We start from the raw sequence: 543 nt of genomic DNA, 5'->3' as shown, positions 1-543 counted from the left end.
CCATGGCCAGCGCGTTCAGCGGCTCCGCCCGCGCCCGCAGCCACACCCAGCCGGCGGCCACGGTCACCGCCGCGACCGGCACCCGCGCCCAGGTGGCCCCGCCCAGGCTGCCCAGCAGCCACATCAGCGCCGACCGGGCCGCCTCGCCGCGAGCCGCGCCGAACACCATCACGGTGGTCAGCGCCTCGAAGCCGTACGCCAGCGCCGTACCGGTGAGGATCAGCCTGAGCGGGGTCAGTCCGTGCGCGGCGGACCGGGCGACCGCGTACACCACCGCCGTCGCGGCGAGCGCGGAGACGAACGCGGACACGGACAGTGCCCACACCCCGAGCCCGGCGAACGCCCCCAGCAGGATCACCGCGTTGGCGCCGACGGCCGCCCCGGACGAGATGCCCAGCACGAACGGGTCCGCGAGCGCGTTGCGCACCATCGCCTGCACGGCGACCCCCACGGTGGCCAGTCCGGCGCCGACCACGGCGGCGAGCACCACCCGGGGCAGCCGGAGCTCCCAGACGACGGTGTACGCGGCGAGATCACCGGCGG

Annotated in this window: 1 protein-coding gene; it reads right to left on the bottom strand. The window is 76.6% G+C overall.

Annotation, left to right across the window (positions count from 1 at the left end; all coding sequences use genetic code 11):
- A partial coding sequence (locus CCN42_RS40785) for a FecCD family ABC transporter permease (RefSeq protein ID WP_143662277.1) occupies positions 1-543 on the bottom strand: 543 nt, incomplete at both ends.

The organism is Streptomyces glaucescens (assembly GCF_002154375.1).
GTDB lineage: Bacteria > Actinomycetota > Actinomycetes > Streptomycetales > Streptomycetaceae > Streptomyces > Streptomyces glaucescens.
The sequence above is the reverse complement of the archived record's forward strand: the minus strand, read 5'-3'. Positions and strand labels throughout refer to the sequence as shown.